This is a genomic window from Streptomyces sp. NPDC050509, assembly GCF_044457965.1.
Classification (GTDB): Bacteria; Actinomycetota; Actinomycetes; order Streptomycetales; family Streptomycetaceae; genus Streptomyces.
Genome location: NZ_JBITHL010000014.1, coordinates 116144 through 130729 on the forward strand (window position 1 = coordinate 116144; position 14586 = coordinate 130729).

Here is a 14586-nt window from a genome sequence, read left to right on the forward strand (position 1 = left end):
CCGCGCCGACGCCCACGACCGACGCCGCCCGCCGAAGCCCACGAGCGACGCCGCCCGCCCCGAAGCCGACGACCGAACGAGAGAACCCCCGATGCCTGCGCCCAGCCACTGCGACCTGCTGATCCGCGGAGCCCGCGTGGTCTCCGTACACACCGGGGAGCTGACCGCCGCCGATGTCGCGATCACCGGCGACCGGATCCGCGCCCTGCTGCGCCCCGGCACACGGATCGACGCCGCGCGTGTCATCGACGCCGACGGCCTGCTGGTGGCGCCCGGTTACATCGACGCGCACATGCACATCGAGAGCTCGCTGCTCGCCCCGCGCGAGTTCGCCCGGATCACCCTGCCCCGCGGCACCACGACGGTGCTCGCCGACCCGCACGAGATCGTCAACGTGGCCGGGCGCGAGGCCATGGCGTGGATGATCGAACAGGGCCGTGGCGCCCAGCAGTCCATGCACTGGGCGGTGCCCTCCTGCGTACCGGCCCTGGAGGGGTTCGAGACGGCGGGCGCCGCGCTCGGCGCCGACGACATCGCCGAGATGCTGGACTGGGAGGGTGTCACCACCCTCGGCGAGGTGATGGACTACCGGGCCGTCGTCGACGGCGGCCGGCGGATGCGGGAGATCGTCGCCGCGGCCCGCGCCAAGGGCGTACGGCTGGACGGGCACTGCCCGAACCTCTCCGGCGACGACCTGGGCGAGTACCTGTGGGCGGGCATCGACTCCGACCACACCAAGAACTCGCCCGAGGTCGCGGTCGAGAAGGCCCGGCTCGGCATGCTGCTCATGCTCCAGGAGAAGTGCCTCACCCCGGAGTTGGTGAGCGGCCTCGCCGCCCTGCCCGTCCTGCCCGACTTCTGCCTGGTCACCGATGACCTCGCGGCGGACGCCATCGTGGAGCGCGGCCACCTCGACCACATCGCGCGGGTCGCCGTCGGCGCCGGTATGGACCCGCTGACCGCGCTGCGCGCACTGACCCTGCACCCCGCCCGCCGGCTCGGTCTGGACGACCGCGGCGTGGTGGCGCCCGGCCGCCGCGCGGATCTGGTGCTGCTGCGCGAACTGGCGGACTTCACGCCGGTCATGGTCGTCTGCGGCGGCGAACCGGTCGGGGAGAGCGCCCCCGCGGAGCTGTCCGGCAACCCGTTCGCCGACTCCGTCCACCTCGACCCGCTGGAGGCGGACGGCCACGACTGGGTGGTGGACCTGCCGGACGGCGAGCATGTCTTCCGGGCCCTGCGGGTCAATCCGGTGGACACCTTCACCGAACCGGCCGAGGTCGTCCTGCCCGTACGGGACGGTGTCGTGCGGTGGGAGGGCCGGACCGCGGTACTGACCGTGTTCGAACGCCACCACCGCAGCGGCCGGCGCGCGACCGCCCCGGTGGTCGGCTTCGACCTGTCGGACGGGGCGGCGGCCACCACGTACGCGCACGACAGCCACAACCTGACGGTGATCGCCACCACGTCCGCGGCGCTGCGTGAGGCCGCCAACCGCGTCATCGGCTCGCACGGCGGGATCTGCGTGATCGCCGCGGGCGATCAGCCGGTGCATCTCCCGCTGCCGGTGGCCGGAGTTCTCTCCGACCGCCCCGCCGAAGAGGTGGCGCGGGGCGCGGGGGCGATCCGTGACGCCCTGCACCGCTGGGGCTGGGAGCACCGGAACGCGTTCATGTCCATCTCGACCATGACGCTGCCGGTCTCCCCGCAGGTGAAACTGACGGACCTGGGGCTGGTACGGGTGGTCGACCGCGCCTGGGAGCCCGCCGTCCTGACGTGAGCGTGCGCGTGAGTACGGCGCCGAGCCCGGGGGTTCGGCACGGCGCCGAGCCCGAGGGTTCGGCGCCGTACAGCAGCCGTCACAGCAGCTTGAGGCCGGGGCTTCGCAGCCCAGGCCCCCGGTGGACCTAGTCCTCGATCACCAGGCCCTTCGCCGCCAGAAGCGGCTCAAGGTTGCAGATCTCGACGACCGTCTTGCCGGCCCGGTACGCGGCGATGTACTGCGCCTCCGTGTCGACCCGCTCCTGCGAGGCGATGGCCGCCTCGGCGGCGTCCTCGCGGCGGACGACGACCACGCCGTCGGCGTCGGCCCGCATCACGTCGCCGGGGCGGACGAGTACGCCGCCGATGGTGATCGGCTCGCACATCGGTCCGACGGTCTCCTTGACCGTGCCCTTGATGGACACACTGCGGGAGAAGACCGGGAACCCCAGGGCGCGCAGGTCCTCGGTGTCCCGGACGCCCGTGTCGGTGATGAGGCCGCCGAGCCCCTTGGACCGGCAGGCGTTGGCGAGTACGTCCCCGAAGGAGCCCGCCTCCTCGTAGGCGCCGGCGGACACGACCACGACGTCCCCGGGGCGGGCGTAGGCGATGGCCGTCTGGAGCATCAGGTTGTCGCGTGGCGCGCACTGGACCGTGAAGGCGGGGCCGCACAGGGACATGCGGTGGTCGACCGGCTTGATGGCCGAGTCCAGCGCGCCGAGCCGGCCCTGTGCCTCGTGGATGGTCGCGGAGGAGAAGGCGCTCAGTCGCTCGATCACGGCGGGCTCCGGCCGCTCGAACGTGGTGCTGACGCGGATCATGATGGCCTTTCGGATCAGAGGGGCGGGGCGGAGGAGAGTGCGGCGCATGCCGTCGCGATGCGTGCGCACGCGTCGGTGAGGACCTCCGCCGACGTGGCGAAGGAGATACGGAAGTAGCCGGGCGCCCCGTACGCGGCTCCGTGGATCACCGCGACCTGTTCGCTGTCGAGCAGGTGGCGGGCGAAGTCCTCGTCGTTCTCGATCCGCTCTCCCGCGGGCGTGAACCGCCCGAGGGTGTCCTGGCAGTTCACCAGGAGGTAGAAGCCGCCGTCGGGGACGGTGCAGCGGAGCAGGGGAACGTCGTTGACGAGCTTCACGGTCGCGTCGCGGCGTGCGCGGTAGACGCGTACGGTCTCCCGGACGAAGTCCTGCGGTCCCGTGAGGGCGGCGACGGCGGCGGCCTGGCTCACGGAGGAGGGGCAGGAGGAGGTCTGGGACTGGAGCGTGTTGATCGCGGTCACCAGGTCCTCGGGCCCCACTCCGTAGCCGATGCGCCACCCGGTCATCGCGTACGTCTTGGAGACCCCGTTGGTGAGGAACACCCGGTCGGCCAGGCGGGGTTCGACGGCCGCCAGGCTCGGGGTGTCCTCCTCGCGGTACCAGATCTCGTCGTAGATCTCGTCGGTGAGGACGCGTACGTGGGGGTGGTCCAGCAACACCTGTGCGAGCGCGCGCAGTTCGTCGACGGTGTACGCGGATCCGGTCGGGTTGCCGGGGGTGTTCAGGACGACCCAGCGCGTACGTTCCGTGAGTGCGGCCCCGAGCCGCTCCGGGGTCAGCTTGAAGCCGTCCGCCTCGGGGCATTCGACGATCACGGGGGTGCCGTCGTTGGCACGGACCATGTCGGGATAGGACACCCAGTAGGGCGCGGGGACGATGACCTCGTCCCCCTCGTCCAGGGTCGCCATCAGGGCGAGGAAGATGACCTGCTTCGCGCCACCGCCCACGGCGATCCGGGCGTCCGTGCACTCCAGCCCGTGGCGTTCGCGGAGCTTCCCGGCGATCGCGGCGCGCAGCTTCGGGGTGCCGTTCACGGGGGTGTACTTGGTCTCGCCCGCCTCGATGGCCCGGATCGCGGCGGCCTTGACGTGCTCGGGGGTGTCGAAGTCCGGCTCACCGACGGTCAGGTCGAGGATGGTGAGCCCCTGGCTCTTGAGCGTGCGCACACGCTGGGCCGCCGCCGTACTGGGCGAGGGGTTGATACGGCGTACGCGTGCCGCGGTGGCAGGGGGGAGGCCGCTCATCGTCTCAGCCCTCCCGGCGTTCGAAGTTGAGTCCGCCGGGGACCTGGAAGGTGGGCAGGATCTCGACGTGGCCGATGTTGACGTGCCGGGGCGTGTCGACGGCGAACTCGATGGCGTCGGCGATGTCCTCGGGCTTGAGGGACTCGTAACCGTCGTAGAACTGCCGCTGGGCCTCTTCCATGTCGCCGAGCAGGCGGCCGAAGATCTCCGTCTCCACGCGTCCGGGGCAGATCTCGGTGACGCGGATCCGGCGGCCGTAGCCGTCGACGCGCAACTGGCGGGAGAGCGTGTGCACGGCCGCCTTGGTGGCGTGGTAGATGGTGTTGCCGCCGAAGTTGTAGACGCCGGCGATGGAGCTGATGTTGACGATGTGGCCGAGGTCGCGTTCGGCCATGCCGGGCATGAGCAGGCGCACCAGGTGCAGGACGGCCTGGATGTTGACGGCGACCTGCTCGTCGATGGCGAACTCGTCGGCGGTCAGGATGTTGCCGGTGCGCGATACCCCCGCGTTGTTGACGAGGACGTCGATCTCCAGGCCCTCCAGCACGGCGGTGAGCGCCTCGGTGTCGGTGATGTCGACGGCGTGCGGGACGCAGCCGGTGGCCGCGGCGAGGGCGTCGAGCCGGTCGGCGTTGCGGGCCACGGCGTGCACTTCGAGGCCGCGCTTGGCGAGCCGCTCGACGACCACGGCTCCGATGCCGGTCGACGCTCCGGTGACGAGGGCCGTCCTGTAGTCGGAAATGGGCATGGTGGTGTGCTCCTTGATGCGGGGGGGTGTGCGGATGCGCGGCCGGTCAGACGTCGCGCAGCGGGAGGTGGGCGCGGTCCTTCACCCGGGACACGGCGATGAGGGTGCCGAGCGCGGTGACCACGGCGTAGAAGGCCGGCATGTTGACGTTGCCCGTGCGGTCGATGAGGTAGGTCATCAGCAGGGGGGCCGTGCCGCCGAAGAGCGCGGAGGAGACGTTGTACCCCAGGCCGTAGGCGGAGTAGCGCACCCGGGTGGGGAAGAGTTCGACGAGCAGGATGTGGATGACACCGGTGTGCCCGGCGAACACGATGGCCATGACACAGGCGCCGAGGGCGGCGAGGGCGACGTTGCCGGTACCGATGAGGAGGTAACAGGGAACGCCGACGACGGCCATGGCGATCGCGGCGCCGGCGATGACCTTCTTGCGCCCGACCCGGTCGGAGAGCCGGCCCATGTACGGGATGGCGATACAGATGGCCACCAGGCTGGAGGCCGTGACGAGGAGCCCCTGGACCTTGCCGAAGTTGAGCTCGCTGCTCATGAAGGTGGGCATGTAGCTGAAGAGGACGTAGTAACCGGAGCCGTTCATCAGGGGGATGAACAGGGCCAGCAGCATGGCGCGGCGGTGCTCGGCGGAGGTGAAGGCTTCCTTGAGGGGGTTCTTGGACAGACCGCCCTCTTCCTTCAGGCGCATGAAGTTGGGCGTGTCGCTGATGCGCTTGCGGATGTAGATGCCGGTGATGCCGAGGGGGACGGCGAGCAGGAACGGTATGCGCCAGCCCCAGGACTCCATGCGTTCGGTGCCGAGTCCGCTGGTCATGCCGGCGGCGACCAGCGTGCCGGTGAGCAGGGAGAGGAACGAGGCGATCTGCGCGTAGCTGGTGTAGAGGCCGCGCTTGCCCTCCGGGGCGTGCTCGGCGAGGAAGCTCATGGCGCCCGACGCCTCACCGCCGACGGAGAAGCCCTGCGCGACGCGCAGCAGGATCAGCAGGATGGGCGCCGCGATGCCGATGCTCGCGTAGGTGGGCAGGACACCGATGGCCGCGGTGGCGACGCTGATGAGCATCACCACGAAGACGAGCATCTTCTGGCGTCCGATGCGGTCGCCGAGGTGGCCGCAGATGATGCCGCCGAGGGGGCGGAAGAAGAAGGAGACGGCGTAGCCGAGGAAGACGAGCTGGATGGCGTTGTCGGAGCCGGGGAAGAAGACGGCGGCGAGCGTTCCGGCCATGAAGCCGAAGATGCCGTTGTCGTAGAGCTCGGCGAAGATCCCGACGCACCCCGCGAGGGTGACCTTACGGGCTGTTTTGGGGTCGACGGTGTTGGGTGTCGGCTGAGCGGCCACGGTGGTCATGGCTCTCCTGTCTGGCAAGCAGGCTGGGGATGAGGGGTGTTCGGCTCCGTGCGGGCGGGCGAAGGGGGTGCTGGGTGCTGAGCGGGGCGGGGAGTTCAGCCGGTGCCGTGACCGGCGGGGGCACTGGCGGCAGGGGCACTGGCGGCGGGGGCACTGGCGGCGGGGGCGCGAATACGCAGGGTGTCGAAGGCCGTGCGGACGCGGGTCCGCAGGGCGTCGATGGCGTGACGTTGCGCGCGGTGGGCGGTGACCGCCTGGTCGAGGGTGCGGTGGCGGAAGCGGATGGTCTGCCCGGGGCGCACCTGCCCCAGGTCGGACAGGCCCGTGGCGGTGACGACGGCGAGGACGGGGTAGCCGGCCGTGACACCGCGACCGCGGTGCAGTACGAGGAGTTCGTCCCCCGCGGGCACTTCGACGGCGCCGATGGGGACACCGCGGGAGAGCATCTCGCCCCGGGTGACCCGGCGGGGCACCTCGCCGCTCAGCCGCAGGCCGATGTGGTTGCTCTGCGGGCTGACGGTGAAGGGGGCGTCGAACAGGCGGCTTCCCGTGTCTCCGAACTCGGCCCGGTCGGGACCGTCGGTGACGTCGATGGTCCAGGTGGCGGGGAAGGCGGGGACGGGCGCGTGCAGGCGGAACAGCGGAATCCGCGAGAAAGGGTGGTCGATGGGCGGACAGGCGGTACGCAGGACGAGTTCGTCGCCGCCGCGCAGGGCGGGGCCGAACCCCAGAATGGTGTCGGGGGCGCAACTGCCCTGAAGGTACTCGGCTTCGAACGAACCGAGTACGGCCAGGTAGACGCGGAGTCCCCGCCGGATGTTGGTGATACGGACGGTCTCGCCGGCGCGTACGGGAACGGGTTCCCACTGCGGGCGGGCCACCCCGTCGACGATCACGTCGGCGGGGGCGCCGGTCACGGCGACGAGGATGTCGCTGGAGGGGACACACGCGAAGTCGAGCGCCGTGATCTCCAGCAGCGGGGCGCGCTCGTCGTTGCCGCACAGGACGTTGGCGACGCGCGCCGAGTGCTGGTCGGCGGCTCCGTTGGCGGGCAGACCGTAGCGGGAGCGGCCGACCCGGCCCAGATCCTGCACGGCGACGATGCCCGCGGTCCGGATCCTGAGGGTGTCAGCCATGGCACGCCGCCAGGGGCCGGCCGGCGTAGTCGTCCCACTCGTCGGGCGTGATGGGGACGAAGCGGAAGGTGTCGCCGGGCTGGTAGGCGGTGATCGGGTCGCGGTGCGGGTCGAGGACGCGCAGCGGGGTCCGCCCGAGGAGCGGCCAGCCGCCGGGCGAGGGCATCGGGCAGATCACCGCCTGCCGGCCGGCGACGGCGACCGATCCGGGGTCGACCCGGGTACGGGGCGACGCCAGCCGCGGCACCGGCCCGGGGAAGGGCGGCCCGTCCATCATCGGCGCGCCCGCGGGCGCACCGAGGCAGCGCACGGTGAGATCGGATCCGGAGTGGACGGCGACGACCTCGCTCTCGGCCAGGCCGAGTCGCGCGGCCACCTCCGGCAGGTCGGGGCCGTACTCGCCGCCGTACACGACGGGTACGAGGAAACGCCGGGGCGGCGCGGTCCTCGCGGGGCTCGGTCCGAGGCGGTCCGCCTCGTGCGCCAGGATCCGCCGGACGGTGCCGTGGTCGGTGGCGGCGCAGTCGAACTCCACGAGCAGGGCGTCGTAGGTGGGCACCACGTCGTGGACGCCGCTGAGCCGGACGGTGTCCAGGGCGTCGGCGAGGGCGTGGACGAGCCGCCAGGCGTCCTCGGCGCCCAGGCCCACGACCTTGGCGACCAGGGCGGAGTCGCCGCAGTCCGCGATCACCACGTTGCCGTTCATCACGTTGCTGCTCATGACGTCGTTCGTGACATCGCTGTTCATGGCGTCGCTGTTCATGTCAGACGCCCTTACAGTTCAGCACTGTGTCGAGCGGAGTGATCGCGACTCCGGCGGCGAGGAGTCCCTCGCGGATGCGGCCGGCCAGCGCGATGGCTCCGGGGCTGTCGCCGTGCAGCAGGACGGTGTCGCAGGTGACGGGGAGGTCCGTGCCGTCGACGCTGCGGATGACGCCTTCGGTGACCATCCGCAGCGTCCGCCGGGAGACCTCCTCCGGGTCGTGGATCACCGCCCCGGGCTCGGAGCGGGGGACGAGCGTCCCGTCGGCGCGGTACGCGCGGTCGGCGATGCCGACGATGCCCACGCGCAGTCCGCGGGTGCGGGCCGCGTCGGCCAGTTCGCCGTCCTGCGCGAGGACGATCAGCGACTCGTCCAGGGAGGCGACGGCGTCCACGACGGCACGCGCGTAGTCGGCGCGTACGGCGACCAGGTTGCCGAGGCGTCCGTGCGGGGCGACGTGGCGCACCCGGGTGCCGTGCGCCACGGCGAACGCCTGGAGGGCGCCGACCTGGTAGAGCACGTCCGTACGGACCTCCTCGGGGGTGAGGTCCATCGCGCGGCGGCCGAAGCCGACCAGGTCGGGAAAGCTCGGATGGGCGCCCACGGCCACCCGCTTCTCCACGCAGTGCCGAACGGTGGCGTCCATGATGCGCGGATCACCGGCATGGAATCCGCATGCCACATTGGCGGAGGTCAGCATCTCCAGAAGGGCTTCGTCGTCGCCCATCGAGTAGGCACCGAATCCCTCACCGAGATCGGCGACGAGATCAACCATGGGAGTCATGACGTCCTCCGGGAGGAAATTCTGGGAAGGAGAGGGCCACCACGTCTTCGTGATATCCGGAAAAGAATCCGCGTTCCTCGGGCACAAAAACGATCGCGGGAAGATCGCGGGAAAGATCGCGGGCAGATCACGAGCAGGAAGGGTCTGGCCAGGAAGAGTCCCCGGTGGCCGACTCGAATTCCATGTTCCGGTCGGTTCCGGGTGGATGATTCGCTCAACTTAATCTCCTGGTCGCATGACCGCCAATATGCGTTCGGTCTGGCGTTATCAAGAACCGTTATGACCCACCTCACACCGGAGGCCCGCCGAAGCTACGCTTCGGGTCGGCCCCCTCCCTACGATGAGGCCCCGCTCCCCACGGAAGGCCCCGCATGGACACCAGGCGTCTGTACTCGTTCATCAAGATCATCGATGCGGGGAGCATCACGCGCGCGGCCGACATCCTGCACATCGCGCAGCCCGCGCTCAGCCAGCAGTTGTCCGCGCTGGAGGCGCAGTTCGGACAGCAACTGCTGATCCGCAGCAAACGCGGGGTCGCCCCGACCGAGGCGGGCCGGGCGCTGTACCGGCACGCGCAGCTCATCCTCCGCCAGGTGGACCTCGCCCACGCCGCCGTCGAGGTCTCCGGCCGGGCCCCCGCCGGCAGCGTGTCGGTGGGTCTCGCCCCGTACAGCCTGGGTGCTGCGCTCGCGTTGCCGCTGCTCAAGAGCGTGCGCGAGCGCTATCCGGACATCCTGCTGCACATCAACGAGAACTTCGGCGGTGTGATCAGCGAGGCGATCATGACGGGCCGGATGGACATGGCGTTCATCTACGGGGCCGGCCCGCTGCGGGGTGTGCAGTTCGAGCCCGTACGCACGGAGGACCTGTTCCTGATCGGCGCGCCCGGCGAAACGGCCCCGTCGGGACAGGGGGAGGTGAACCTGGAGGAGCTCACGAGCGTGCCCCTGCTGCTCCCCAGCCGCATCCACACGATCCGGCAGGTCGTGGACGCCGCCTTCCAGCAGGCATCGCTCCAGTTGAACGTGGTGGGCGAGGTCGAGTCCGCGCTGACGCTCGTCAACGCCGTGGACGCGGGTCTCGGCGCCACGATCCTGCCCTGGTCGGCGGCGCGCGCCATCCTCGACGTCCGCGCCCTGTCCGTGCGCCGCATCGTGGATCCCGTCATCCAGGTCAAGCTGTCCCTGGTCACCTCGGACAATCAGCCTCTCGGGGAACCCGCCCTGTCGGTGCACGATCTTTTCCTCGAACTGGTCACCGCCTTCGACGGGTCCCCGGACGAGAATCCCGACAAGAATCCCGGTGAGAGTTCCGACGAGGGTTCCGGCGAGGGCCCCGACAAGAAACTGGGCGAGAACCCGGGCGGGAACCTGGGCCGAGAATCCGGGCGGGAACCTGGGCGAGAATAAGAATCGCCAATAGCGTCACACAGAACCGCTATTTGTCTCCGGTGACCGCCCCGGCTAGCTTTCTCGAAACCAGCCGCCCGGCCGCCCCGCATGGCTCGTCACTGGAGACCTGATGAAAAAGCGTGTCCTCACCACCCGTGAAAACCTGCCCGGCCGCGGCCTGGACCGCCTGTCCGAGGCCGTGGACGTGGTGGCCTGGCCCGGGACGGGGAAGCCCGGGCCCGCCGACCTCGCCGCCCTCGCCTCCGGAGTGAGTGGCGTGCTGGCGCTGGGGAACGACCCGGTGGACGGTGCGCTGATGGACGCGGCCGGCCCCTCGCTGCGCGTCGTCTCGCTGGCGAGCATGGGTTTCGACAACGTCGACCGGGCCGCCGCCGCCGAGCGGGGCATCGTCGTCACCCACACCCCCGGCGTGCTCTCGGAGACCACCGCCGACCTCACCTTCGCCCTGATCCTGGCCGCCCGCCGTCGGCTCGGCGCCGCCGGAGCGAGCCTCGCGGACGGCTCCTGGGGTCTGTTCCGGATGCACGACTACCTCGGCCTGGACATCCACGCGGCCACCCTCGGTCTGATCGGCTACGGCCAGATCGGCCGCGCGGTGGCCCGCCGGGCCCAGGGGTTCGGCATGCGGGTGCTCCACCACGACCCGTACGCCCCCGACGACGCCCTGTCGACCTCGGTGGGTCTGGCCACGCTGCTGGCCGAGTCCGACATCGTGTCGCTGCACGTGCCGCTCACCGAGGAGACCCGGCACCTGATCTCGACCCGCGAACTGGCCGGGATGAAGCCCACGGCCACCCTGGTCTCCACCTCCCGCGGCGGTGTCGTCGACGAAGAGGCCCTGCTGCACGCCGTCCAGGAGGGGCGGCTGCACTCCGCCGGGCTCGACGTCTTCGAACACGAGCCGATGGGGACGGAGTTGTCGCCCCTCGTGGCGGAGGAGCGCGTCATCACGCTGCCCCACATCGGCTCGGCCACCGAGGCCACCCGGGCCGCCATGGTCGACCTGGCGGTCGACAACATCCTCGACGTCCTCGCCGAACGCCCCGCCCGCACCCCGCTCCCCGGCGGTCCCGCCGTGCCGGGCACCCCCGCGGGCACCGCCGGAGCACGCTCATGAGCCACCCGCTGTTCGACATCACCGGCAGGACGGCCCTGGTCACCGGCTCCAGCCGTGGTATCGGCAAGGCGCTGGCCCAGGGCCTGCTGGAGGCCGGCTGTACGGTCGTCCTCAACGGACGGAACGCCGCGGCCCTGGAAGCGACCGGCACGGAACTCGCGGCCTCCTTCGGGGACCGGGTACGGACGGCCGCCTTCGACGTGACGGACTCGGCGGCCGTCGCCGCCGGTGTCGCGCGTATCGAGGAGGAGACCGGGCCGATCGATGTCCTCGTGAACAACACGGGAACCCAACACCGCACCCCGATACTGGAGTTCACCGACGCCGACTGGCACCGCCTCGTCGACACCAACCTCACCAGCGCCTTCCTCGTGGGACGCGAGGTCGCACGGCGCATGGCACCCCGGGGCCACGGAAAGATCGTCAACATCTGCTCACTGCAGAGCGAGGCGGTCCGCCCCGGCATCGCCGCCTACTCCGCCACCAAGGGCGGCCTGAAGATGCTCACCAAGGGAATGTGCGCCGACCTGGGCCCGCTGGGCATCCAGGTCAACGGCATCGGACCCGGCTACTTCGCCACCGAACTCACCTCGGCCCTGGTCGCCGACGAGGAATTCAGCGCCTGGGTCCGCACCCGCACACCGGCCGGCCGCTGGGGCGCCGTCGACGACCTCGTGGGAGCCCTGGTCTTCCTGGCCTCCCCCGCGTCCGACTTCGTCAACGGTCAGGTGCTCTATGTGGACGGCGGCATGCTCTCCGTCCTGTGACGGACTCCGGTGACGAACCTCTGTCACAGACCCCTGTCACAGACCCCTGTGACGGACACCTGTCACGAACACCTGTCACGAACACCTGTCACGAACACCTGTCACAGACTCCTGTGAAGAACACCTGTCACGGACTCCTGTCGCGGACACCCCGAGGGAAGGAACCCCACCATGCGAGCCTGCGTCGTCCACCCCGCGGGAGGCCTCCGGGTCGAGCACCGCTCCCCCGCCCCGCTCGGCGCCGGTCAGGTGACCGTCGCCGTCGCCTTCGGCGGAATCTGCGGCTCTGACCTGCACTACCACCGCCACGGCCGGGTCGGCGACTTCACCGTCCAGGAGCCGATGGTGCTCGGGCACGAGGTCGTCGGCCATGTCACCGCCCTGGGACCCGGCTCCGAGGGACCGGCCGTCGGAACCCCGGTGGCCGTCCACCCCGCCACCCCGTGCGACCGCTGCGCCGACTGCGCGGCCGGCCACCGCAACATCTGCGCCGACACCCGCTACCTCGGCAGCGCCGCCCGTACGCCCCACGTCCAGGGCGGCTTCTCCCAACTCGTCACGGTACCCGCGGCGCAGATCCGCCCGCTGCCCGCGGAACTGGACCTGCGCCGCGCCGTACTGGCCGAACCCCTGTCGGTGGCGGTGCACGCCGCGAACCGGGCCGGCGACGTGACCGGCCAACGCGTCCTGGTCACCGGTGCGGGCCCGATCGGCTGTCTGGTCACCGCCGTTCTCCGCCACAGGGGCGCCGCCGAGGTCGTCGTGAGCGACCTCCTCGACGCCCCCCTGTCCATCGCCACCGCGTCCGGAGCCACCCGCACACTCCGCGCGGACGACACCGACGCCGACGCCTGGGCCGAGCCGTTCGACATCGCCGTCGAGGCCTCCGGAGCGCCCCCGGCCCTGCGCACCTGCGTCGAGCGAGTACGCCGCGGCGGCACCGTCGTACTCCTCGGCCTGCTGCCCCCTGGTGAGGTCCCCCTCCTGGGCAACATCGCCGTCACCCGCGAACTGAACCTCCGGGGCGCCTTCCGCTTCGACGCCGAGTTCGACGAGGCGATCACCCTGCTGGCCCAGGGCCTCCCGGTCGACGCGATCGTGACCCACACCTTCCCCCTCGCCGACGCCCACGCCGCCTTCGACATCGCCCACGACCGGGCGGTCGCCTCGAAGGTCCTGCTGGACCTGACGGACGCCTGACGGGGACCGCCCGCCGCCTACTCCGCCGCCCCGAGGCCGGGGCCGCAGGGCAGGACTTCCGCCGGGTCCGGCACCGCATCCGGCCGGTCGGGGCTGAGGCCGGGGCCGGGGCATGGGCCGGGGCATGGGCCGGGGCATGGGCCGGGGCATGGGCGCCCATGCCCGGAGGAACACGGGCGCCCCTGACGCTGCTCAGCCGAGCCGGTCGGCCACCTGCTTGCGCAGGTCGGGAAGCATTTCGTAGAGCTTGCCGCCCGGGCAGGCCGTCACGTTCACGTCCTTGTGGCTGGAGATGACCGGTACGTCGAGCACCGCGCCCACCGGGTGCGGGTTGGTGCCCCCTCCGCCGGCCGAGACGAGCTGCGTCGAGCCTTCCGGCTTCAACTGGTACTGGCCGGCCTTCCAGGCGAGCAGGTCGGCCAGACTCCTGGTCATGGCTTCGCTCGGCTTCGGGTCGGGGCCGGTGTCCTCGCCGCCTTCGCTGCTGTTCGGCTCGAAGTTGCCGAGCGTCGCGACACCGAAGGTGTTGGTGTTGAAGCCGGACGCGTGGCCGCCGAGGATGCCGGGAATCCCGGTGCCGGGCCGCATCTCGATGGAGCCCTTGCGGCCTTCCCAGATGCCACCGAAGCGGTCGACGACGAAGTGGTACGGGAAGTCGCCGTAGCCGAGGACCAGAATGTGCTGGACGTAGATGCCGTTGATGATCTCCGGCACCTGCTCCTGGGTGTAGGAGTTGTTTCCCGTCACGGTGTGATGGACGAGGGCCGCCTTGATCGAAGGCTGGGTCTTGTACCCGGGATCGGCCAGCGCCTCGTCCGCACCCCAGTCCTTCCGCAGCTTCACGTCCGGCTGTCCGGCCTGCGCGGTCCGCGCGGACCGCGGCCGGCGGTCCGAGGAGGCGACGGCCGGGCTCTGCGCCGGGTCGATGAACGACAGCCGCAGATCCCGCGGCAGACTGCCCTTCGGAGACGTGAGGCGGACCTCCACCCCGTCCGCCTCGTCCGTGTAGAAGGCGGGCGCGCCTGCCCGCTTCACCTCCTCGGCCACACCCTCGTCGAGCTCCAGCGGAACCTCCCGCCACGATTCCCAGGCCCCGTCGCGGTGGATCCGCGCCTCGGCGGTCAGCCCGCTGTCGACGGCGGACTCCTTCTTCCAACTGAGACCGATCGACGAGAAGCGTTCCCCCGTGATCTCACCGGTGGAGAACACCGTCCCGGCCGGTGACGCCGCCTTCGCCGACAGGGCGCCGGAGGGCTTGCCCTTGCTGTCGGTGAGCGTGGCCTCTTCGACCTGAGTGGAATCCGCCGCCGTCGCCTCGACCGCCGTCGCCGCGGTACCGGTACCCGTGACGGCGAGGGACGCCGTCAGTGACACCACACCGAGAGCGACCGCGGGGATCGTCTTACGAAAACGCATGAACTTCCCTATGTCGTAACCATGCAACTGGTAGAGCCATCATCGGACTTCGCGCACACC

General features: G+C 70.9%; 13 protein-coding genes. 5 read left to right on the top strand and 8 right to left on the bottom strand.

The window, feature by feature from the left end:
- The first annotated feature begins 91 nt into the window (after positions 1-91).
- Positions 92-1780 carry an adenine deaminase gene (locus ACIBJC_RS32625; RefSeq protein ID WP_399298745.1) on the top strand — a complete coding sequence of 563 codons (1689 nt, stop codon included), beginning with the start codon at positions 92-94 and terminating at the stop codon, positions 1778-1780.
- 127 nt (positions 1781-1907) lie between these two features.
- On the opposite strand, the gene ACIBJC_RS32630 is transcribed toward ACIBJC_RS32625, so the two are convergent.
- From ACIBJC_RS32630 to ACIBJC_RS32660, 7 genes are all read right to left on the bottom strand, one after another.
- On the bottom strand, positions 1908-2582 hold the full coding sequence (locus tag ACIBJC_RS32630; protein WP_399298747.1) for a 4-carboxy-4-hydroxy-2-oxoadipate aldolase/oxaloacetate decarboxylase: 675 nt from the start codon (positions 2580-2582) through the stop codon (positions 1908-1910).
- 14 nt (positions 2583-2596) lie between these two features.
- Positions 2597-3826 (bottom strand): aspartate transaminase, encoded by a 1230-nt coding sequence (locus ACIBJC_RS32635; protein ID WP_399298749.1) that lies wholly within the window; start codon positions 3824-3826, stop codon positions 2597-2599.
- Positions 3827-3830: 4 nt separating this feature from the next.
- A complete protein-coding gene (locus ACIBJC_RS32640; RefSeq protein ID WP_399298751.1) occupies positions 3831-4574 on the bottom strand; it encodes an SDR family oxidoreductase in 744 nt (247 codons plus the stop codon).
- Between the two features lie 46 nt (positions 4575-4620).
- A complete protein-coding gene (locus tag ACIBJC_RS32645) occupies positions 4621-5931 on the bottom strand; it encodes an MFS transporter (protein ID WP_399298753.1) in 1311 nt (436 codons plus the stop codon).
- 95 nt (positions 5932-6026) lie between these two features.
- The gene (locus ACIBJC_RS32650) at positions 6027-7067 is read right to left on the bottom strand and encodes a biotin-dependent carboxyltransferase family protein (protein WP_399298755.1); all 1041 of its coding nucleotides are present in this window, start codon (positions 7065-7067) and stop codon (positions 6027-6029) included.
- On the bottom strand, positions 7060-7830 hold the full coding sequence (locus ACIBJC_RS32655; protein WP_399298757.1) for an allophanate hydrolase subunit 1: 771 nt from the start codon (positions 7828-7830) through the stop codon (positions 7060-7062). Before ACIBJC_RS32655 ends, ACIBJC_RS32650 begins: the two co-directional genes overlap by 8 nt.
- Before the next feature lies 1 nt (position 7831).
- Positions 7832-8614 (bottom strand): LamB/YcsF family protein, encoded by a 783-nt coding sequence (locus ACIBJC_RS32660; RefSeq protein ID WP_399298759.1) that lies wholly within the window; start codon positions 8612-8614, stop codon positions 7832-7834.
- A gap of 371 nt (positions 8615-8985) precedes the next feature.
- On the opposite strand from ACIBJC_RS32660, the gene nac reads away from it, so the two are divergent.
- The 4 genes from nac (at position 8986) to ACIBJC_RS32680 (ending at position 13110) form a co-directional block, all read left to right on the top strand.
- Positions 8986-10023 (top strand): nitrogen assimilation transcriptional regulator NAC, encoded by a 1038-nt coding sequence (gene nac, locus ACIBJC_RS32665; protein WP_399298761.1) that lies wholly within the window; start codon positions 8986-8988, stop codon positions 10021-10023.
- Positions 10024-10135: 112 nt separating this feature from the next.
- Complete coding sequence (locus ACIBJC_RS32670; protein ID WP_399298763.1) at positions 10136-11143, top strand: 2-hydroxyacid dehydrogenase; 1008 nt, start codon at positions 10136-10138, stop codon at positions 11141-11143.
- Positions 11140-11910: an SDR family oxidoreductase gene (locus ACIBJC_RS32675; protein WP_399298765.1), complete on the top strand. Its 771-nt coding sequence runs from the start codon at positions 11140-11142 to the stop codon at positions 11908-11910. Before ACIBJC_RS32670 ends, ACIBJC_RS32675 begins: the two co-directional genes overlap by 4 nt.
- Positions 11911-12081: 171 nt before the next feature.
- Complete coding sequence (locus ACIBJC_RS32680) at positions 12082-13110, top strand: L-idonate 5-dehydrogenase (protein ID WP_399298767.1); 1029 nt, start codon at positions 12082-12084, stop codon at positions 13108-13110.
- A gap of 192 nt (positions 13111-13302) precedes the next feature.
- On the opposite strand, the gene ACIBJC_RS32685 is transcribed toward ACIBJC_RS32680, so the two are convergent.
- Positions 13303-14526 (bottom strand): N-acetylmuramoyl-L-alanine amidase, encoded by a 1224-nt coding sequence (locus ACIBJC_RS32685; RefSeq protein ID WP_399298769.1) that lies wholly within the window; start codon positions 14524-14526, stop codon positions 13303-13305.
- Between the last annotated feature and the right edge of the window lie 60 nt (positions 14527-14586).

What these genes read in the sequence shown, in the direction of transcription:
- ACIBJC_RS32675 (WP_399298765.1), top strand. Translation starts at nt 11,140, where the DNA reads ATGAGCCACCCGCTGTTCGACATCACCGGCAGGACGGCCCTGGTCACC.
- ACIBJC_RS32685 (WP_399298769.1), bottom strand. Translation starts at nt 14,526, where the DNA reads ATGCGTTTTCGTAAGACGATCCCCGCGGTCGCTCTCGGTGTGGTGTCA.
- ACIBJC_RS32655 (WP_399298757.1), bottom strand. Translation starts at nt 7,830, where the DNA reads ATGAACAGCGACGCCATGAACAGCGATGTCACGAACGACGTCATGAGC.
- ACIBJC_RS32630 (WP_399298747.1), bottom strand. Translation starts at nt 2,582, where the DNA reads ATGATCCGCGTCAGCACCACGTTCGAGCGGCCGGAGCCCGCCGTGATC.
- ACIBJC_RS32635 (WP_399298749.1), bottom strand. Translation starts at nt 3,826, where the DNA reads ATGAGCGGCCTCCCCCCTGCCACCGCGGCACGCGTACGCCGTATCAAC.
- ACIBJC_RS32645 (WP_399298753.1), bottom strand. Translation starts at nt 5,931, where the DNA reads ATGACCACCGTGGCCGCTCAGCCGACACCCAACACCGTCGACCCCAAA.
- nac (WP_399298761.1), top strand. Translation starts at nt 8,986, where the DNA reads ATGGACACCAGGCGTCTGTACTCGTTCATCAAGATCATCGATGCGGGG.
- ACIBJC_RS32680 (WP_399298767.1), top strand. Translation starts at nt 12,082, where the DNA reads ATGCGAGCCTGCGTCGTCCACCCCGCGGGAGGCCTCCGGGTCGAGCAC.
- ACIBJC_RS32670 (WP_399298763.1), top strand. Translation starts at nt 10,136, where the DNA reads ATGAAAAAGCGTGTCCTCACCACCCGTGAAAACCTGCCCGGCCGCGGC.
- ACIBJC_RS32650 (WP_399298755.1), bottom strand. Translation starts at nt 7,067, where the DNA reads ATGGCTGACACCCTCAGGATCCGGACCGCGGGCATCGTCGCCGTGCAG.
- ACIBJC_RS32660 (WP_399298759.1), bottom strand. Translation starts at nt 8,614, where the DNA reads ATGACTCCCATGGTTGATCTCGTCGCCGATCTCGGTGAGGGATTCGGT.
- ACIBJC_RS32640 (WP_399298751.1), bottom strand. Translation starts at nt 4,574, where the DNA reads ATGCCCATTTCCGACTACAGGACGGCCCTCGTCACCGGAGCGTCGACC.
- ACIBJC_RS32625 (WP_399298745.1), top strand. Translation starts at nt 92, where the DNA reads ATGCCTGCGCCCAGCCACTGCGACCTGCTGATCCGCGGAGCCCGCGTG.